This window comes from Planktothrix prolifica NIVA-CYA 540 (genome assembly GCF_963864145.1).
Lineage (GTDB): Bacteria > Cyanobacteriota > Cyanobacteriia > Cyanobacteriales > Microcoleaceae > Planktothrix > Planktothrix agardhii.
In genome coordinates, this window is sequence record NZ_CAWLTW010000001.1 from 4,743,077 (window position 1) to 4,762,611 (window position 19,535).

At 38.0% G+C, this 19,535-nt stretch carries 21 protein-coding genes and 1 riboswitch; of the genes, 17 read left to right on the forward strand and 4 right to left on the reverse strand.

Features of this window, described 5'->3' with window-relative positions; genetic code table 11:
• Nucleotides 1-39 precede the first annotated feature (39 nt).
• From cynS to AC559H_RS21090, 5 genes are all read left to right on the forward strand, one after another.
• The gene (gene cynS, locus AC559H_RS21070) at nt 40-483 is read left to right on the forward strand and encodes a cyanase (protein WP_026795035.1); all 444 of its coding nucleotides are present in this window, start codon (nt 40-42) and stop codon (nt 481-483) included.
• A 46-nt stretch (nt 484-529) separates the two neighbouring features.
• A riboswitch (cobalamin riboswitch) is annotated at nt 530-673 on the forward strand.
• A 32-nt stretch (nt 674-705) separates the two neighbouring features.
• Nucleotides 706-1,362: a HupE/UreJ family protein gene (locus AC559H_RS21075; protein WP_026795034.1), complete on the forward strand. Its 657-nt coding sequence runs from the start codon at nt 706-708 to the stop codon at nt 1,360-1,362.
• 172 nt (nt 1,363-1,534) lie between these two features.
• Nucleotides 1,535-2,575 carry a cobalamin biosynthesis protein CobW gene (gene cobW / locus AC559H_RS21080; RefSeq protein ID WP_026795033.1) on the forward strand — a complete coding sequence of 347 codons (1,041 nt, stop codon included), beginning with the start codon at nt 1,535-1,537 and terminating at the stop codon, nt 2,573-2,575.
• 60 nt (nt 2,576-2,635) lie between these two features.
• A complete protein-coding gene (locus tag AC559H_RS21085) occupies nt 2,636-3,895 on the forward strand; it encodes a GTP cyclohydrolase II (protein ID WP_026795032.1) in 1,260 nt (419 codons plus the stop codon).
• Between the two features lie 166 nt (nt 3,896-4,061).
• Nucleotides 4,062-5,303 carry a URC4/urg3 family protein gene (locus AC559H_RS21090; RefSeq protein WP_026795031.1) on the forward strand — a complete coding sequence of 414 codons (1,242 nt, stop codon included), beginning with the start codon at nt 4,062-4,064 and terminating at the stop codon, nt 5,301-5,303.
• Here AC559H_RS21090 and purN read toward each other — a convergent pair.
• Nucleotides 5,300-5,953 (reverse strand): phosphoribosylglycinamide formyltransferase, encoded by a 654-nt coding sequence (gene purN / locus AC559H_RS21095; RefSeq protein WP_026795030.1) that lies wholly within the window; start codon nt 5,951-5,953, stop codon nt 5,300-5,302. The genes AC559H_RS21090 and purN overlap by 4 nt on opposite strands.
• 753 nt (nt 5,954-6,706) lie before the next feature.
• Between purN and AC559H_RS21100 the strand changes: the two genes are divergently transcribed.
• The gene (locus AC559H_RS21100) at nt 6,707-8,344 is read left to right on the forward strand and encodes a hypothetical protein (RefSeq protein ID WP_026795029.1); all 1,638 of its coding nucleotides are present in this window, start codon (nt 6,707-6,709) and stop codon (nt 8,342-8,344) included.
• Nucleotides 8,345-8,350: 6 nt separating this feature from the next.
• Nucleotides 8,351-9,346 carry a pentapeptide repeat-containing protein gene (locus tag AC559H_RS21105; RefSeq protein WP_026795028.1) on the forward strand — a complete coding sequence of 332 codons (996 nt, stop codon included), beginning with the start codon at nt 8,351-8,353 and terminating at the stop codon, nt 9,344-9,346.
• Here the strand turns inward: AC559H_RS21105 and AC559H_RS21110 are convergent.
• Nucleotides 9,343-9,735 carry a hypothetical protein gene (locus AC559H_RS21110; protein WP_026795027.1) on the reverse strand — a complete coding sequence of 131 codons (393 nt, stop codon included), beginning with the start codon at nt 9,733-9,735 and terminating at the stop codon, nt 9,343-9,345. The two genes, AC559H_RS21105 and AC559H_RS21110, sit on opposite strands and share 4 nt — an antisense overlap.
• Before the next feature lie 87 nt (nt 9,736-9,822).
• On the opposite strand from AC559H_RS21110, the gene AC559H_RS21115 reads away from it, so the two are divergent.
• From AC559H_RS21115 to AC559H_RS21155, 9 genes are all read left to right on the forward strand, one after another.
• Nucleotides 9,823-9,990, forward strand: a complete 168-nt coding sequence (locus AC559H_RS21115; protein ID WP_036831247.1) for a YqaE/Pmp3 family membrane protein — start codon at nt 9,823-9,825, stop codon at nt 9,988-9,990.
• 152 nt (nt 9,991-10,142) lie between these two features.
• Nucleotides 10,143-11,207 carry a branched-chain amino acid aminotransferase gene (locus AC559H_RS21120; RefSeq protein ID WP_026795026.1) on the forward strand — a complete coding sequence of 355 codons (1,065 nt, stop codon included), beginning with the start codon at nt 10,143-10,145 and terminating at the stop codon, nt 11,205-11,207.
• A gap of 141 nt (nt 11,208-11,348) precedes the next feature.
• Entirely contained in the window at nt 11,349-11,645 is a 297-nt protein-coding gene (locus AC559H_RS21125) for a hypothetical protein (RefSeq protein ID WP_026788222.1), read from the forward strand.
• On the forward strand, nt 11,632-11,850 hold the full coding sequence (locus AC559H_RS21130) for a DUF2283 domain-containing protein (RefSeq protein WP_233423078.1): 219 nt from the start codon (nt 11,632-11,634) through the stop codon (nt 11,848-11,850). The genes AC559H_RS21125 and AC559H_RS21130 overlap by 14 nt, the downstream gene beginning before the upstream one ends.
• Before the next feature lie 11 nt (nt 11,851-11,861).
• Nucleotides 11,862-13,010, forward strand: coding sequence for an O-fucosyltransferase family protein (locus AC559H_RS21135; RefSeq protein ID WP_026795025.1), 1,149 nt, complete (start codon nt 11,862-11,864; stop codon nt 13,008-13,010).
• Between the two features lie 99 nt (nt 13,011-13,109).
• Nucleotides 13,110-13,466: a cytochrome c6 PetJ gene (gene petJ / locus AC559H_RS21140; RefSeq protein ID WP_026788219.1), complete on the forward strand. Its 357-nt coding sequence runs from the start codon at nt 13,110-13,112 to the stop codon at nt 13,464-13,466.
• A gap of 181 nt (nt 13,467-13,647) precedes the next feature.
• A complete protein-coding gene (gene hrcA, locus AC559H_RS21145; RefSeq protein ID WP_026795024.1) occupies nt 13,648-14,748 on the forward strand; it encodes a heat-inducible transcriptional repressor HrcA in 1,101 nt (366 codons plus the stop codon).
• Nucleotides 14,749-14,766: 18 nt separating this feature from the next.
• A complete protein-coding gene (locus tag AC559H_RS21150) occupies nt 14,767-15,159 on the forward strand; it encodes a DUF1622 domain-containing protein (RefSeq protein WP_026788217.1) in 393 nt (130 codons plus the stop codon).
• Between the two features lie 131 nt (nt 15,160-15,290).
• Nucleotides 15,291-16,076 carry a hypothetical protein gene (locus tag AC559H_RS21155; RefSeq protein WP_026795023.1) on the forward strand — a complete coding sequence of 262 codons (786 nt, stop codon included), beginning with the start codon at nt 15,291-15,293 and terminating at the stop codon, nt 16,074-16,076.
• A gap of 8 nt (nt 16,077-16,084) precedes the next feature.
• On the opposite strand, the gene AC559H_RS21160 is transcribed toward AC559H_RS21155, so the two are convergent.
• Together AC559H_RS21160 and AC559H_RS21165 are read right to left on the reverse strand one after the other, a co-directional pair.
• Nucleotides 16,085-16,816, reverse strand: a complete 732-nt coding sequence (locus AC559H_RS21160) for a glycerophosphodiester phosphodiesterase (RefSeq protein ID WP_026795022.1) — start codon at nt 16,814-16,816, stop codon at nt 16,085-16,087.
• 25 nt (nt 16,817-16,841) lie between these two features.
• Entirely contained in the window at nt 16,842-17,705 is an 864-nt protein-coding gene (locus AC559H_RS21165; protein ID WP_026795021.1) for an alpha/beta fold hydrolase, read from the reverse strand.
• A 350-nt stretch (nt 17,706-18,055) separates the two neighbouring features.
• Between AC559H_RS21165 and AC559H_RS21170 the strand changes: the two genes are divergently transcribed.
• Nucleotides 18,056-19,504 carry a RecQ family ATP-dependent DNA helicase gene (locus tag AC559H_RS21170; RefSeq protein WP_026795020.1) on the forward strand — a complete coding sequence of 483 codons (1,449 nt, stop codon included), beginning with the start codon at nt 18,056-18,058 and terminating at the stop codon, nt 19,502-19,504.
• Nucleotides 19,505-19,535: the final 31 nt, after the last annotated feature.

The window sequence follows — 19,535 nt, forward strand, 5'->3', positions numbered from 1 at the left end:
AACAAGTTATCAACCAATAAATTCTACGAGGATCTTTCAATGGCTATTTCAGAAATTACAGAAAAGTTATTATCGGCTAAAAAATCTAAAGGAGTCACCTTTTCAGATTTAGAGCAACTGCTGGGACGCGATGAAGTTTGGATTGCTGCGGTTATTTATCGACAAGCGAGTGCTTCCTATGAGGAAGCTAAAAAATTAGTTGAAGCCCTAGGTTTAAGCACAGAATATATTGAACTCTTAACCGATTATCCCGTCAAAGGATCACTTGATCCCGTGATTCCAACCGATCCCTTAATCTATAGATTTTATGAAATTATGCAGGTCTATGGAATGCCTCTGAAAAGCGTGATTCATGAGAAATTTGGCGACGGAATTATGAGTGCAATTGATTTTACCTTAGATGTGGATAAAATCGAAGACCCCAATGGCGATCGCGTTAAAATTACGATGTCTGGAAAATTCCTTTCCTATAAAAAATGGTAATAATTTAAGTATTTCTCCTGATTGAATATTGGGAGAAATTATGATACAATGAAAGATCTGAATCGGTTCTAGCGGGGAACAGTCGCTAGAAGCAAGGGGAAAGTTTGGCGCAAATCCAACACTGTCCCGCAACTGTGATGAGAATATTAATCTCTAAGTCAGAACACCCACCGAAATCAGATTGTTCTTTCGCACATCTGCGCGGTACAGATGGTGTTTAAAATGTTAAAGTCTTTTCAAAATTTTTCGCTACAAAATAGCACTCGCATCTTGGTTTTAGGGGTGAGTTTATTATTACTCCTAATGGCGCAACCCGCAGAGGCTCATCATGCCTTTGGAGGGAAAACCCCGGAAAACTTTTTTCAAGGATTTCTCGCCGGACTTGCTCACCCAATTATTGGAATTGATCATTTAGCTTTTGTGATTGCCATTGGTTTAATTGCAGCCGGAATTGTGGGCGGTAGTTGGATAATTATGGCTTTTCTATTAACCGCAATGTTGGGAACCGGAATTCATTTAATGAGTTTTAATTTACCCATTCCTGAAATTGCGATCGCCCTTTCTGTGATTACAATTGGGATTTTATTAGTTCTCAAAAAACAGTTACCCCTAGCAGTATTAATTAGTTTAGCTAGTGTAGCGGGTTTGTTTCACGGTTATGCCTATGGAGAATCAATTATGGGAGCCGAAATGACCCCCTTAATCTCCTATTTAGTTGGGTTTACAGCCATTCAATTGATGATTGCTGGAGCTACAATGAAACTGACTCAATCCTTTAAAGAAACCTTAGAAAATAGCCAATTTTCCCTAATCAAATATTCGGGTTTTGCCGTTTTAGCTGTTGGTGTAGTAGCTTTATCTTCAGCGATTATCAGCTAATTAAGCCTAATTAGAATTTAGTAGAGATATTAATAAAATATCTCTACTTTTATCCTTGAAACTTTGAATTATAACAACCCGAATAAAGATTGATCCAACAAAGCTCACGGCCAAGTCTTTACCCCATTCGTAATTCGTAATTCGTAATTTCCTACTCCCTCTTATAAATATTATGTCTGCCAAAATTCCCGTTACAGTGATTACTGGATTTTTAGGAAGTGGAAAAACCACCACAATTCGTCATTTATTACAAAATAATCATGGGCGAAGGATTGCCGTTTTAGTCAATGAATTTGGAGAAGTTGGAATTGATGGTGAATTAATTCGATCCTGTCAAGTTTGTGACGATGAAACCGAAGAAGTGAACCTCGTAGAACTGACTAATGGTTGTTTATGTTGTACGGTGCAGGAAGAATTTTTCCCCGCCATGCAAGCCCTACTCAAACGACGGGATAAAATCGATCATATTGTGATTGAAACCTCTGGGTTAGCATTACCTAAACCCCTAATTCAAGCCTTTCGCTGGCCGGAAATTCGCACGGGGGCAACGGTAGATGGTGTGATAACTGTAGTAGACTGTGAAGCCTTGGCTAATGGTACTTTAGTTGGGGATATTCAGGCCGTAGAAGCCCAACGTCAAGCCGATCCCAATTTAGATCACGAAACCCCAATTGAAGAATTATTTGAAGATCAATTAGCCTGTGCGGATTTAGTTTTATTAACCAAAACCGATCATGTTGATCGAGATCATCAACATAAAGTTGAAACCTGGTTAAAACAGGAATTGCGAGCAGGAGTTAAAATTGTTCCTTGTCAACAGGGAAATATTCATCCCGATGTAATTTTAGGGTTTAATGCGGCGGTTGAAGATAATTTAGAAGCCCGTCCCAGTCATCATGACGCCGAAGAAGAACACGACCATGATGATAATATTAATTCAGTTCCGGTGATTTTAACCCAAGATTTTGAACCAGAAGATTTAATTCAACGGTTAAAAACCATGGTGAAACAACAGGAAATTTACCGAATTAAAGGGTTTGTTTCAGTTCCAAATAAACCAATGCGGTTAGTATTACAGGGAGTTGGTGATCGAATTGAAACCTTTTATGATCGTCTCTGGAAACCCACCGAGTCCCGTCAAACCCAGTTAGTTTTTATTGGTAAAAACTTACAAATCTCTGAAATAAAAAATGCCGTCCAGGGATCTTGTTGAATAAGAAAATACCCCTAATATGCCCATAATAGGGATATCCGAATCGCATGGGACACAACAATGGCTGGCCAAAAGCAAGATCCAAAACTGAGGCATATTGTTCTGACCTCTCACCCCACCTCCTACGGCACCAAACCCATCCCCGTCCATTGGGGAAATGCCGATCCCGGCAAACGTGGCCCCCTGATTGGAACCCTGACCGATCTTAGCCATCGTAACGTCATTGGCACCCATTCGGGTTCCTATGCTATCTATCGCGCCTTAGCCGTTGTCCAGGGGAATCTGAAAACCGACCACCGCGCCGACTTAACCAATACCTCCCCCTTCGTAAAAATTGGCCCTTACCCCAGTTGGTCAGATCCCGATAAAATTGTCGCCCTCGATCCCTTTGGCGCGATTATTGGGGAAGCATTTACTGAATATTTGGAAAAAGGCTATGATATTCGCCCCACCATTGCGATTACAAAAGCCCATATTAATATGCCAGAATTATATGATGCAGCCACGAAAGGACGGTTAGAAATTGATGGCAAAATTATGAAGAAAAATGGTGATTTAGTAGTAACAAAAGCCGCAATTGAACCCGTTTGGTATTTACCCGGAATTGCCGATCATTTAAAGGTGACAGAAAGTGATTTACGTCAAGCATTATTTGAACAGACCGGAGGAATGTTTCCTGAGTTAATTACTCGTCCTGATTTACAAGTATTTTTACCTCCGATTGGGGGAGTTACGGTTTATATTATGGGGGATATTGCAGCGATTACTGATCCTGATCGTCCGGTTGCAGTTAGAGTTCATGATGAGTGTAATGGATCTGATGTTTTTGGCTCAGATATTTGTACCTGTCGCCCCTATTTAGTGCATGGGATTGAAGAATGTATTAAAACAGCCCAGTCAGGCGGCGCAGGAGTAATTATATACTATAGAAAAGAGGGACGAGCTTTAGGAGAAGTCACGAAGTTTTTAGTTTATAATGCCCGGAAACGTCAAACTGGAGGCGATCGCGCGGATGCCTATTTTGAACGGACAGAATGTGTGGCTGGGGTACAAGATATGCGGTTTCAAGAATTAATGCCGGATGTGTTACATTGGTTAGGAATTACTCGGATTGATCGATTAGTTTCCATGAGTAATATGAAATATGATGCGATTGTTAATTCTGGGATTGAAGTAGTTAGACGAATTGCGATTCCTGATGATTTAATTCCGGCGGATGCTCAGGTGGAAATTGAAGCGAAAAAAGCCGCCGGATATTATACGGAAGGGGCAATTTTAGACCCAGAAGGTTTACTCGGTATTAAAGGTCGAGACTATTAACCCGTTGTTGCGCTTCAGCGCAAAATCCCAAGTTAATGGGAATTACGAATTACGAATTACGAATTACGAATTGGGGATAGTTATATTCCATTCTTTCATGTTTGCTACAAATACTTGATCAGGTAGCCAATCACTTTTTTCTATTCCCTATTCCCTTAATATTAAAATGCAAAATCGAGAAAATTATTCAAATGCGATCGCCTATTTTCGTTCTCCTCAAGCAATTCGAGAACGTTGTAATTTTATCTTTGATTTAGCCCTATCTAATCAACTACAACATTTTATTTATCATCCAGAAAAGTTAGAATTAGTGGCTAATTTTGTTTTAGATAATATTACTCAAAACTATCCCGATCTCAATGTCCCTTTTCATTCTCGCTGGCGACATTTTGAAGTCGGTAATATTCCTAGAATTGCAAACTTACAAAAACAATTAAATGGTTTATCCCAGTTAGAACAAACCCAAGCTAAACTTGATTTAGCCATTATTAGTGTGTTACTGGATGCCGGAGCCGGGGAAAAATGGCATTATCAAGAATCAGAAACCGGGTTGATTTGGCGACGTTCTGAGGGGTTAGCAATTGCCAGTTATGAAATGTTTAGTCAGGGTTTATTTTCTAGTCAGAGTAAATATCAATTTCAAGCCGACGCCCAGGGATTAATGAATTTGACGGAATCCCAATTAATCACCGGATTTCAAGTTAATGAAAATAATTATTTAACCGGAGTAAAAGGTAGATTAGAACTCTTAAAAAAACTCGGTGAAACCCTATCTAATTATCCTCATTTATTTGGAGAAATTCATCCTCGACCTGGGAAATTAGCGAATTATTTTTTAACCCAAACCCAAGACAATCAACTCAGTGCTGTGATTGTTTTAACCGCTATTTTAGAAGGGTTAGGAGAAATTTGGCCGGGAAGATTAACTTTAAATCAAGTCAATTTAGGAGATGTTTGGTATTATTCAGGGTTAGAAACCCTAGACTCAGAATATCCCTTTGTTCCTTTCCATAAATTATCCCAATGGTTAACCTATTCCTTACTTGAACCTTTACAGGATTTAGGATTAGAAATTATTGATTTAGATCAATTAACTGGATTAGCAGAATATCGCAACGGGGGATTAATTTTAGATTTGGGATTATTGGAATTAAAAGATAATAATTTATCGGAAAAACTACACAAACCCGATTCTAATATAATTATAGAATGGCGATCTCTCACGATTATTATACTCGATAAAATTGCGGAAATCCTTCGCCAAAAATTAAATCTTACCTCCCAGGAATTTCCCCTAGTTAAAGTCTTACAAGGAGGTACCTGGAATGCTGGACGGGAAATTGCTAAACAACAACGTTTTGATGGTTCTCCTCCCCTAAAATTAGAGAGTGATGGCACTGTATTTTAATTTATCGCATTTTGCCACTGACTCACCAAAGAAATCGCCCCAATCAAAATTTTATGTTCTTGAATTTGAATTCGAGCGTGTAAAGTTTCGGGAGTATCATCAGGTAAAATCGGAACCGCGGCTTGCATCAAAATTGGGCCCCTATCGACTTCTAACTCGACTAAATGAACACTACAGCCTGTAATTTTTACTTGAGCTTCTAATGCCTGTTCTACTCCTCTAATCCCCGGAAAACTCGGTAATAAACTCGGATGTAAATTAATGATTTTATGGGGGAAAGCATCCACTAAAACTTGGGTAACAATTCGCATCCATCCAGCAAAAACAATCCAATCCACATCATGTTCTTTTAAGGTTTGAACAATGGCTTGATCTAAATCTTCCCGTTTTTTATAATTACGATGGTTTAAAAGAATGGTTTTGACTCCGAACCTTTCCGCCCGTTCTATGACTTTAGCATCGGGGTTATTATAAATTAAAACCTGAATTTTGGCATTGAGTTCTTGATCTTTTATGGCTTGTGCGATCGCCTCAAAGTTCGTGCCACTTCCAGATGCTAAAACTCCAATTTTTACCGGAGATCCCTCTACAAATAAAGGCGAGGGAATGGCGGGAGAAATTAAACAGGAGGTGGGGTCAATTTTGGTCATTTTCTTATCCATTCAAGCTTTTACCTAAATATAAATTAACCAAACTATTGTAAAATATTTTTAAGAAACTTTATCAAAATTTATTCAGGTTATGGCTTCTTCACCGGGTTCTCAGAAACAGCTTTTGGATCAAGATGCTATCATGGCTTGGATTTTTCTGCCTCCGGCTTTATTGCTGATGGACGATAATGGTAGTTGGCTAGATTGAACAGATTTTTTGACAAAAAAGCATAATGGTCAATAAGTACCTAAACAAAATTAATTACACATCCTCCACCCTGTTCCCTCCCCCCCTAGCCCCCACGGGGGGTTTGGGGGGGGCTGTTCCGGTGTTCCCTCTCTCAACTAGGTAATTTATTTTGTGTAACTACTTATCAGCTAAAAGCCCCCGGCAACTAAGCCACCAATTCCACTGTCAATGACAATCCCATCAAAACTTTACATCCGTATAAATTCGGGGGTAGGGGAGTAGCAAAAAATCCTACAGCTATTCCGATAAAAAATAGCGTAAAATAGTATATTAGGGTGCTAACGATTAAAATTGTATTCTAAGATGGGAGAATCAAAAATGGTCAGTCAAAAATATAAATTTTGGTTTTTAGAATTAAAATGTGTTTGAGCGGATCATCAGGGATTTTGTGTTTTGTTTTGAATATTCCTGTAACCGGATGTAATCCGTTATTTTCAAGACCCTCGTGCCGAATACCCCTAAGTCACTTCCCATAGTGTTGACTTTCTGTATTGGAGACCCAAATGCCGAACCCATCCCGTCTAAATGAGATTGCTCAAAATTTAGAAACTGATCCGAATATCACTCGGATTAAGAAAGTTCTGTTATGTGCCTATAGTGGAAAATGGGAGAATGATTCCCATGTCCTAGATAGTATTAATTTGAATGTTTTACTCCAAAATATTTATCAAAAACATCCCCAGTTTGAACCGCTTAAAATTATTCTGAATAATATTCTATCTCGTCTGAATAAAAAAAATGAATACAATCTGGTTTTAGAGAGGATTGAAGCTCAGATTAGTCAATTTTATATTCAGTCTGATGTCGAAGAAATTCCCGAACTAAATCAACTATCAATTACTGCTTCAGAAACCATAAAAATTAGTCCAGAGGAGTTAAATTCTCTATCTTCAGCCTATTTTAGTCAAGGTGTTCCCGCCCATCAGATTCGCAACATATCGAATTTATTTGATGTGCGATTTAAAATCATGCAACACACCAATCCTTTACGGGCAAAACTGGTAATTTTTTCGAGTTTAGAACGGGAATTTAACTATCGAGAAGAAGATTGGTCACAACTAAAAAATCAGAGTCTCGATGATTTACTTCACGAACTATTACAAACCTTTCCTAACGTAGATCGACTAAAATCCCATCTTTATAAGATGGCAGAATATTTAGAAGATACGGACGAAAATATTCAAGCAGTAACGGTGATTTTAGATGCCCTGAACCCCTATTATGAAACTAAAGCTAAATCCCGTTCAGATTCGGGGTTGAATCATTCTCCTGGGAATACAACCCCCCCCCGTTCTTCAATTTTGCAGCAGCATTTTTTAACTGATAATGCCATTGATATTAATGAAAGTGAAACCGTGCATTTATTATCCCCTAATCCTCCGAACTTGGGATTAGGTTTACCAAAAACTCAACATTTTACGACAATTAGCGAGAGTAGTTTTTCTGATTTTACTTCCGCCACCGCCTTTAGTAATATTGATATCCCGCCCACAGACTCAGGAGAAATGAGTGATGATCTCAGAAAAAAGCTCATTCTGGAGCAAGAAGTTGAACAGATTGTTGGAAATAGTGTAGCAGATACCTTGGTGCCATTAACCACTATTTTGAAACATTTAGAACTTGCCCTCAATCAACAATTAAAAAATCATCCTCCTGAAATTCAATTAGAGATTAAATATAAATCTTTAAGACGGTTTATTCATGTCCTGCAAGCTAAAGTCGGAGATTTAGCGGGGGTCATTCATCAATCGGAAGTGGAAGAACAGCAACGATTATCCCAGCATAAGACCACAATAGCCGTTGAGGAGGAAGACCCAGAACAACTGGAACCTCGACTAACCCATGGCCAATTGTTAGAACTGGCCAAGCAGGGCCATGCAAAAGCGATCGCAACGGTGATTAGTCAATCCCTGAAACCGAAAGGAATTAACACTCTCACCAAGTCAAAAGAGGGCTGTCTGCACATTATACTAGAGTCAGATCAAGTGCCAAATCAAGCCTCTATGAGTCAATTTATCCGTCAAAAATTGCTGGATTTGAACATTCAATTGATTCAGAAGGTTAAAGTTTACGCTCGAACTCCTGGTAGTAAGTCAATGGCTTGGGTTCAAGAATTTACCTATACGGGAACTCAAAGATAATTAATCATGGATGAGGAAACACTACTCGAACAGTATCGAGCCGGACAAAAAAATTTTAAAGGGCTTAATTTAAGGAGTGCTGAACTAAGTCGTGCGGACTTAATTGGTGCTAATTTAAGTGGTGCAGATTTGCAAGGCTCTAACTTTGTTTTAGCCTATTTGAATGGGGCTAATTTTTCCCGGGCTAATCTGAGGGGAGTTAGGTTTAATGGCGCTATTTTAAATAAAGCCAATTTAAGCAGTGCTAACCTGAATGATGCCGAATTTCATGGCACAAATTTACAAGGAGCAGATTTTCGGAAAGCCAATTTAGCCTTAGCAACCTTATTAGATGCGAACCTGATTCAAGCGGATTTAAGAGGGGCAAATTTACAAGGGGCTGACCTGAGAGGAGCCTGTTTACGGGGGGCTAATCTGCGCTATGAACCCAGAATTTATGAAAGCGTGAATTTGCGCGGGGCTGATTTACGAGGAACCGATTTACAAGGGGTAAATTTGACCGGGGCTGATTTAACTCGGGCGAATTTAAGCGGAGCTAATTTAACAGAAACCGTCTTAAAAGGAGCAATTTTAAGTCAAGCGAACTTAAGTCAAGCCAACTTACAATCTGCATTTTTAACCGAAGCAAATCTCACCGAAGCTAACTTAATTGGAGCGAATTTAAAAAAAGTTAAATTAGAACGGGCGATTTTAATTGATGCTCAATTACCCGGGGTAGAATTGTGTGATGCCATTCTCCCCGACGCTCAACTAAGTAATGCTAATTTAAGTAATGCCAATTTGAGTCGAGCCAATTTAGTTCGTGTCGATTTAACCCGAACTAATATGAATGGAGCCAATCTCACTCAAGCGGATTTAACCGATGCTTCCGTTGCTCGAACTAATTTAAGAAATGCGAATTTAAGTTATACCTATTTAACTCGCGTAGAAATTAGTAGTGCTAATACCGCCGGAGCCATTTTGCATGGTGCAATGATGCCTAATGGTGAAATTCATGATTAAGAATTAATGCCTTTTTTGCCATCTTGTCGCCCTAATTCATAAATTCCCCCACTCATACAAGCAATGATTCCCACACTAATTGACCAACTTTTATCTAAACCTATCTCAATACCCCAATTACATAAAAATCCCATAATTAAAAAAGGAACAATACTAAACAAAGACGCATAAAAAGCATTTTGAGATTCTCGACCTTGGCGAGTACGTTCATATTCAGCTTCCGAGGTATATAACATTCTTTCTGCATAATTAAACCAACGGTTTAATTGATGGGTGACCCATTCACCCACGGGAGAAAAACCCCAATACAACGCTAAAGACCAGAGGGTTGCCCCGGCAATCAATTTGGGGTCAAAATGGAATTGGAAGGGAAAAATATCAAACAACATGGACATAAAATTTAAGATATGACAGAGGTTTCCCTATTCTAATTGAAAAAATTGCTAAAATAGATAGAGAAGTTGTAATCCAGTGATATGAACATTATTCGTTTAATTGCCGCTGTGTTTTTGCCGCCCTTGGGCGTTTTTTTGACCGTTGGTTTTGGGGGTGCCTTTTGGCTGAATATTCTCCTAACCCTACTGGGATTTATTCCTGGGATTATTCACGCCGTTTGGATAATTGCCAAAAACGATCAAAATTAATCTAGGTCTGCCTAAATTCCTCCTATTTTTATCCTCATTATAAAAATGGGAGGAAGTTCTATTAATCAGTTATCAAGTATCCCGATTATCAGTTATCAGTTATTCATGTTATTCTGATGAAAAACCATAAAACCCTGACCACCTAAGCCATAATGGAAACACTAACTCAAAAAATTCTGATTCAAAAAACAGAGGATTCCCGTCTTTCTGCGGAAACTTTACATAATATTCCCTTTGGTCGAATCTTCAGTGACCATATTTTTGTTGCCACCTACAATAACGGGACTTGGCAAGACCTCAAAATCATCCCCTATGGTAATTTAACTATGGCTCCAGCCATGGCAGTTCTGCACTATGGTCAGGCTGTTTTTGAAGGGATGAAAGCCTATAAAAGTGCCACGGGAGAAACCTTAATCTTTAGACCCGATGCTAACTTTAGACGGATTAATCAATCGGCTCATCGACTTTGTATGCCCCCGATTCCTGAATCAGTTTTTATGGAAGGATTAACGGAATTAATTCGTTTAGATTCCGGTTGGATTCCTGAATCCGAGGGAAGTTTATATATTCGTCCCTTGTATTTTGCCAACGATGAATTTATTGGTTTAAAACCTTCAACTCACTATACTTTTATTATTATGAGTTGTCCCGTAGGAGCCTATTATTCCGAACCAGTTAAATTAATCGTCACGGATAAATATATTAGAGCCTGTGAAGGGGGAACCGGGGCGGCGAAATGTGCTGGAAATTATGCCGCTAGTTTATTAGCTGATAAAGAAGCTAAAGCCTTGGGTTATGATAATGTGATTTGGCTCGATGGTGTCCACAAAAAATATGTGGAAGAATGTGGAACCATGAACTTAGCATTTGTGATTAATAATGTGGTGGTAACACCTCAATTAACCGGAACCATTTTAGAAGGAATTACCCGCGATAGTGTGTTAAAGTTATTCCGAGATCAAGGGGTAGAAGTGGAAGAACGGTTAATTTCTATCGAAGAAGTGGCAGCAGCCCATGACCAAGGGATTTTACAAGAGGCTTTTGGTATGGGAACCGCAGCTACTATTGCCCAGGTTTCTAAAATTGGATATCAAGGACGGGATTTAGTTTTACCTCCGATTTCTGAACGCAAATATGCCCCATCTATTTTAGAACAATTGGAAGCCATTAAAACTGGAAAAGCACCCGATCCATATAATTGGATTTGTAAAATTTAGTTAAAAAAGGTGGGTCTGAACCCACCCCACACAGACCCTACCGAAACCTTGATTAATATTAAATTTCGGATTTATAGAAGGGAATAGAAAATAGGAAGCAGAAAGAAAAAGAATGAAACCTATAGATTTGGGCATCAGTTCATGGTTAAAATTGTCTGGTCAGATTATATTCAGTATCGAGCTACACTGAGAGGTTTTGATCTTGAACAAATTGAAGAAATTTTAAGATTTTCAGCAGAAAAGTATTATGATAGTGCTACAAGCCGTTTGGTGGTAGTGGGTAAACACAACAATGACTTGGTTTTGATTCCTTATGAAGAAAATCCAGATTTAATCATGCCTGTGACGATTCATGTAACCACTCGGCAACAAGTGCGATTTCGTTTAAAAACTGGGAGATTTGTAATCTATGAATCCTACAAAAATGACTTATTTTGAACAAGAAGATATTCTGCATTTGAAATTTTCAGATGAATCGGAAACTGGAAGTATTGAGATTAGCCCTAATATGACGGCTGAACTGAATGAAGATGGGGAATTAATTGGACTAGAAATCCTTGAAGCAAGTGCTTTTATCCGGGATGTAATTTTGGAGTCTGCCCAAGGAAAACTATTAAATTTTTCTTCAGCTAAAGTTTCTTAATTTTCAATTTCATGACCTCACGCTATCTGTTATACAAAGATTATGAATCCGGGTTAAATAATAACTTAATGGGGTTAGAAATAGCCGTAGGATTGGCTTATTTAACCCAACGAAAGTTAGTTTTTTATGGTTCCGTGGGAGAGGATAAAAACATTTTACCTGTGCGGGGGGGCTATTTTTTATCGGTTCCTGAAAGTCGGAAACATATTATTAATATTGACCAACTACCAACGATTTTAGATTTAGTTGATAAACTTCCTATTCCTATTTTAAATTATTCAGAGTTTTTGGCAGAAACCCAAGGAAAAAATCTCAGTCATTATCAGAGTCAGGTTAGATTAGTTAATGCGGTTTTTGTTCCGAATAATATTATAATTGACCCCAAGGTTTTATCGGATTTTGCTGAAAATCGAATGATTGTACAGGATGTTGAACAGGATATTTTAGAATTTAGTGCCTGTAATTTGGCCTATTATTCTCGCTTTTTTTATCTGCCTTCCCCGACGCTCTATTCCTTGATGGAAGCGATTAAATTTAAACCCATTTATCGAAATTTAGCCGATAAAATCTCTCAAACCCTCGGACAATATAATGGGATTCATATTCGTCTGACAGACTATCGTAACTGGATTCCCCATCGAGAAGCCGACCATCCCTATTTAATCTTAAAAACCCTAAAAGAAATTTTTCCACCGGAAGAACTTTTATTAATTTGTACCGATGAATCGGAGAATATGGATTTTTTTAACCCAATTTTAAAATACTATAAAAATGCTATTTTTATTGATCATTTTATTATTGCAAACTTTCAAAAACAATTCAAAAATTTACCTTTTACCGATGAACAAACCCTGGGATTAATTTGTAATTTAGTGATATGGAACTGTCAGCAATTTGCGGGTAGTTTTCGCAGTACCTATACCGGAATTATCCATAGAAACTGGTTTAGAAACCAAATCAAAAAGCAACTTAACCCCTCTCAATTAACCTTTAAATTTGTAGAAAGTGGTTTATCCCCTGGAGAAGTCCAATTTCATCAAGGTTACTATGCAGAAATTAATCCTGGTTTTTTTAGTTGGAATCGTATTCATCTCCCCGTCGTCACAGAAATGAAATCCTGGTGTCGAGAATGGCCAGAATCCGTGTGTTTAACCCTCTAGGATACTGAAAGGCAACTCGTTAAGGGGAATCGTTGTCTATTTGCACAACTTAAAGAGTAAAATCTTCTTGTTAGCTATTTTTGATTCAAGGAGACTCCATTGAAAAAGCTCTTATCAGTCCTTATTTTGAGTTTTCTATTGTTAACAGTCCTTTTGCCTAAATCCGCATTAGCAGAAGGGGTTTTAAGTGGGTCTACTATTTTTTCTAACTCCTGTGCAGCTTGCCATATTAACGGGAATAACGTTATAGTTGCTAATAAAACCCTAAAAAAAGAAGCGTTAACTAAATACTTAAAAGGATATCAAGAAAATCCCCTGGCTGCAATTATTAATCAAGTTACTAATGGTAAAAATGCCATGCCTAATTTTAAAACTCGGTTAACGGCTAGAGAAATTACCACCGTTGCTGCCTATGTTGCTGAACAAGCTGAAAAGGCATGGTCGCCATTACAATAAATTTCCTTAGATCATAATTCATAATATTATTGGATTAAATTTCCCGGTTTAATTCAAATATCTGCTATCTTGGATATCAAAACTCTGCTAAAAATCTTGTGAGTCACGAAATTCTGGAAATCTCGGAGTTGCCTGATTCCATACCGTACTTCCATCAGTCAAATCTGTATAGAAAAATTCAATGTTTACACAAGTTCATTTGACAGAGCGACATCATCATATTCTCTGGGCAACGATTCGTCACTATATTGCGACGGCCGAACCCGTGGGCTCTAAGGCTTTGGTGGAAGAATACAACCTCAAAGTCAGTCCCGCCACTATTCGTAATGGCATGGGGGTCTTGGAACGGGCTGGACTCCTGTATCAGCCCCATACCTCCGCCGGACGTATCCCCTCCGACTCAGGGTATCGGATTTATGTTGATAAACTGATTACCCCCTCAGAAACTTTTGCGGATGAGGCGCTGCAATTGTTACGCGAACAACTCAATTTAAAAAACTGTAGTTTGGAAGCGGTTTTGCGGGGGGCATCGCAAATTTTATCAACTTTGAGTGGCTATATTACCTTAGTTACACTCCCGAAAACCGTCACTACTCGGTTACGACATTTGCATTTGGTTTCTATAGAACCTGGGAAAATTATGTTAGTTGTGGTGACAGACTCCTATCAAACTCAGTCCAGTTTAATTGATTTATCTCCAGCCAATTCTCCCTCGGATTCTCAGGCCATGGGAGTTAATCTTTTACCCGAAGATCAAGAGGTTTTAGAACAGGAATTACAACTACTTTCTAATTTTTTAAATGCTCAACTCAGAGGTAAATCTATTTCTGAACTTTCGATTTTAGATTGGAGTGAATTAGATCGGGAATTTCAGTGCTATTCTGACTTTTTAAGGAAGTTATTAACGGATTTAAGTTTTCGCAGCCAAACTCCAGAATATACCCGCATTCTAATTAGTGGTATTGCTGAGGTTCTACATTTACCTGAATTTTCTCAATTGCAACAGGTGAAAACTTTGATGCACTTATTGGAAGAAGAACAGGAACAATTATGGCCGTTAATTTTTCCTAATCCTAAACAAGAACAACGGGTTACGGTTCGCATTGGGTCGGAAAATCCTTTAGAACCGATTCAAGGCTGTACCTTGGTTTCTGCACCCTATCGACGGGATAATATTCCGGTTGGAAGTGTGGGAATTTTAGGCCCGACTCGGATGATGTATGAAAATGCGATCGCCGTGGTTGAAGCCGCCGCCGATTATTTATCTGAAGCACTTAGTTAATCCTTAATTATTGGATTTATGATCGGTTTAGAAACCTTAAAACATAGTTTATCTTCCTTTGTTCATCTTCTAGGATTTTGCTTAGAAGCAATTTCGGCTTTTTGTATATTATTGGGATTAATTAGTACCTTAAAAATTGCCCTGGCAAGTTTCCGTCGTCGGCAAATTTTTCCGTTTATAGAATTACGGCTTAATTTTGGCAGTTGGTTAGCTTTAGCCTTGGAATTTCAGTTGGGTGCAGATATTTTGTTCACAACCGTTACACCCTCTTTTATTGCGTTAGGTCAGTTAGCTGCTATTGCTGTAATTCGGACATTTTTAAACTATTTCTTGAATAAAGAATTAGAAATGGAAACCAACTTTCAGAATAAATTAAAGGAGCAATCTTCTCTAAATCAATTAAGTACCTAAACAAAATTAATTACACATCCTCTACCCTGTTCCCTCCCCCCCTAGCCCCCCGTGCACGGGGGGTTTGGGGGGCTTTTCCGGTGTTCCCTCTCTCAACTAGGTAATTTATTTTGTGCAACTACTTATAGAATATGACAGCAAATTCTGACATTTTAAGACAAGCAGAAATAGCAATTACTGAGTTTGAAAATTCAAAAATATCGGGGGTTTGGACGGGATTAGATCAACAACAAATTATTGCAGAATTGCGATCACATCTGGTTAATCCTTTTAATATTAATCAAGGCACTCAACCATTTTGCGGCCCAGCAGCAATTGTTTTTGAACTAATTAGAAAAAATCCCCTTGCCTATATTCAAATCTGCCGTAATTTGTTCCAAATTGGAGGATTTCATACCCAAAATAATCGCTGGATTTCTCCGCCTCAATGGTTATCAGAAAGTCCTTTAAATTTAGAAATTTCTCAAATAGACTGGATGGTATTATCCACCCTCAGAGAGTCGGAAAATATTATTTTTTCTGTAGATCCTAATGCACCTCAACTGTTAAGAAACTTAGCCGGAATGACTAAACCTTGGGAGATGGCAGGATGGATTAAAGAAATTTTAGGCTATCAAACCGTTAATTATAGAAATGCTTACTTATTTGGGGATTTAGAAGCAATTGAAACCGCAAATCAGATGATTAAATCCGGTGGTGTTGCCTTCGCCTTAATTAATGATTCCGGTTTACTCCTAAATCAACCGCCCGTTTTTCCTTATCCGAATCATTGGGTAGCTTTATTAGGTGAAATACAGATTAATCAAAACAGTAATTTGATTCATTTTAATGTTTATACTTGGGGACAGGAAATGCAAATTACTGTTGATTTAACAACTTTTAAAACCTATTTTTGGGAAGTAGTAACCGGAATTTAAAGTCAACTTTAATTAACTTGAATATTACCAATTAATGAATTTGTAATAATCCGTTTTACTCCCAGATTAACTAATTTTTTAAAATCCTCTAAATCATCCACCGTCCAAACCACAATATCTACCCCCTGATTTCGACTCTGGGTAATTATTTCGGGATGCTCTAAAATCACAGAATAATCTATGGTTAAAATAGCATTTCCTTGATTAATAGCTGTTTGTAATTGTTGTTCAAATTGCTTAAAATCAATTAAAAAATATCCCAAGGTGATTTCTGGACAATAACCTCGAATTTGGTCTAAAAATCCTTGATTAAATGAAGTCATAATCGACTTCTTAATCAAGTTATTATTAATTAAAAAATCTCCTAAATTTTTGATTTCTAATTCTGACCATTGATGATCGGGTTTAACATCAAAATATAAAAAATCTTTAACCGCTTGAAAGGTAGCGATCGCATCTTCCAATGTCGGAATACTTTCCCCCGCAAATCTTTCCGCAAACCACCCTCCCGCATCTAATTCTTTTAATTCTGCAACAGTTTTTTCAGAAACTTTACCCGATATTCCCGTAATTCGGTTTAACTCTTGATCATGAAAAATAACCGGAATTCCATCCGCAGAAATTTGTAAATCAAATTCTAGGGAATTTGCCCCTTGTTGCAACGCGGCACTAAATGCTACTAGGGTATTTTCAGGCGCCATCACCGAAAAACCTCGATGGGCAATAATTTCTAAATCCATAATTTTACCTCGGTTTTTATTATTGTTATTTTACCACAATTTGACTATTTAAAAACCGTTCAACTGTTTGATTAAAACCTTCAGCTTCGACTAGAAATGACCAATGATTTCCCGCTACACGCTGAATTTCTAACTGAGTTAAATACTGTTTATAGGGTTTTAATTGCCATTCCATGCGATTTACGCCTTTTTCCGGTTGAATTAATAACGTAGGAATATCAATATTTTCGGTTAAACCAGGAACTTCCATCACCTGTTCAAAAATTTCATTTCTAGCAGCAATTCCAAATTTACTTCCCCAACTTCCATCGGGTTTTTGTTCCATTCCCGATATAAATAATTCCTGTTGTAAATCACTCCATCCCGAAAATTGAGCTAATTGTTTAGCCAGATTTTCCGCCTGTTCAAAACTCGTAAATGGCCCGATTAATTTTAAGCAATCTAACTGACGATATAGAATTGGTAAAGTTAGTTTAAACAAACCGGGAAGTTTCATAATAAAAATCGGATCAACTAGGATCAGACTATTAAACCTTTCGGGATTTTGTTTTGCCCAAATTGCTGCCATTTTCCCTGTCCAAGAATGTCCTAAAATATGGGCTTTTGACCAGTTTAGATGATCCATTAAGGCTTCTAAATCTTCAATAACTTCGGTAAAAGTATATCCGTGATCGGGTTTACTACTTTCTCCATGTCCTCGCATATCCGGTGCTATAATATGATAGCGATCGCTTAATTTTTCCCCTAATTGTTTCCAGACTAACCCCTGATCTGCTAACCCATGTAATAATAAAATATTGGTGTCTGAGGAATTATTAATCCCAGAATCCCATTCTAAATAAGATAGATTAATTTTTGATAACGATAGGGTTTTTCTAACACAACTCATGTTTTATCCTCTTAAAATAATTAAACATATAAAACGTTGTTGGGCTTTAGCCCCTCCGTTGTTGGGCTTTAGCCCCTCCGTCGTTGGGCTTTAGCCCCTCCGTTGTTGGGCTTTAGCCCCTCCGTTGTTGGGCTTTAGCCCCTCCGTCGTTGGGCTTTAGCCCCTCCTTGCGCTGAAGCGCAACAACGGGATTTCTTATATTTAGCTCCTCCTTGCGCTGAAGCGCAACAACGGGGTTTCTTATATTTAGCCCCTCCTTGCGCTGAAGCGCAACAACGGGATTTCTTATATTTAGCTCCTCTTTGCGCTGAAGCGCAACAACGAACTTAAGTCAAATTTGGAAATGTGTTATGGAAGCATCTACAGACTGGCAACAGGTTAAGGCATCTTTTAAGAAAATTTGGGGTTATGATGATTTTAGACCGCCCCAATGGGAAATTATTAAGAGCTTATTAGATAAAAAAGATGCTTTAATTGTCATGCCAACCGGAGGCGGAAAATCCATCTGTTTTCAACTGCCAGCACTATTACAAACTGGATTAACTTTAATTATATCTCCTTTAGTGGCATTAATGGAAAATCAGGTGCAAGAACTTCAAGAATTGCAACTTCCCGCCGCTTTAATTCATAGTCAATTAATGCCCCAACAACGACGAAAAACTTTAAGTTTGGTTCAACAAAATCAATTAAGACTTCTCTATCTTTCCCCCGAAACTCTATTAAGTTCTCCCGTCTGGAGTGTGATTTCTCAACCCCATGTTCAAATCAATGGTTTAATCTTAGATGAAGCCCATTGTTTAGTACAATGGGGGGATACTTTTCGCCCAGCTTATCGACGTTTAGGGGCTATTCGTTCGACCTTATTAAAACTTAAACCAAAAGGAACAAAAATTGCGATCGCAGCTTTTACCGCCACCGCCGATCCCGATGCTCAAGACACAATTAAACAGGTTTTACAACTGCAAAAACCTCAGCAATTTCTATTGAGTCCCTATCGATCTAATTTAGAATTAAATATTAAAACAGTTTGCACTCCCAGAGGACGACAACAACAGTTAATCCAATTTATTCAACCGCGAAAAAATCAGACAGGTTTGATTTATGCGAGGACTCGGAAAGACTGTGAACAATTAGCCCAATGGTTACAAACAGAAAACTATTCAACTGTTGCTTATCATGCGGGATTAAGTTCAGAAGAACGTCGAAAAATAGAAAAAGATTGGTTACAGGAAAAGATTAAATTTGTAGTTTGTAGTAGTGCCTTTGGTATGGGAATTAATAAGAGTAACGTGAGATGGGTATGCCATTTTCAAGCCCCTTTTTTATTGTCTGAATATATTCAAGAAGTGGGACGGGCGGGGAGAGATGGGAAACCTGCGATCGCCTTAACTATTATTAGCGAACTTACGGGGTTTTTCTATCCTGAAGATAAACAACGACAAAAATATTTAATCGAAAACCTAGAAAAACAATATCAATCAGCAAATCAATTAATTAAAAAACTTCCAGCAACGGGAAACATAGAAACTCTATCTGAACAATTTAAAAATAGTGCGATCGCCCTTTCTATTTTACACGCCCAAGGACGATTAATCTGGCATAATCCCTTTGATTATGAAATTCTATCTAAACCTGCAAAATTGAATCAAGATCAAAATAGTAAAGCCATTCAACAAATGAATCAATACTTAAAAACCCGTGATTGTCGATGGAAGTTTTTATTACAATCTTTTGGGTTCAACCTAGATAATCAGTTTAAACGCTGTGGTCATTGCGATCGGTGCAAATCTTCTCATTAATTATCATAAATAATCAATATCTTAATCTTCG